The 478-nt window shown below is 64.4% G+C and carries 1 protein-coding gene; it reads left to right on the top strand.

What is annotated here, in order from left to right:
- On the top strand, window positions 1–478 hold a 478-nt coding region (locus AC0AIB_RS31160), incomplete at both ends, for an RtcB family protein (protein WP_465098073.1).

Genomic DNA, 478 nt, shown 5'->3' on the forward strand with positions numbered 1-478 from the left:
CCCTCACCGCGAACGATCTTCCCGGCGACCTGTCACGGCTGCGCTCCAAGATCGAGCAGGCGATTCCGGTCGGCCGGGGCATGCACGACGCCGTGGTGGACCCGGGGAAGCTGCACGGGTTCCCGACGGCGGGATGGGACGACTTCTGGGGGCGGTTCGGGGGGATCGCCGACGCGGTCAAATTCCGTCAGGAACGTGCCACGAAGCAGATGGGGACGCTCGGATCCGGAAATCATTTTATCGAGTTCTGTCTCGATGAGACCGGTTCTGTCTGGCTGATGCTGCATTCCGGTTCGCGGAACATCGGCAAGGAACTGGCCGACTTCCACATCGGCCAGGCGCAGAAGCTGCCGCACAACCAGGGGCTGATCGACCGCGACCTGGCGGTGTTCGTCGCGGACACCCCGCAGATGGCCGCGTACCGCAACGACCTCTTCTGGGCGCAGGAGTACGCGAAGTTCAACCGGGCGATCATGAT

Source organism: Micromonospora sp. DSM 43699, assembly GCF_055517075.1.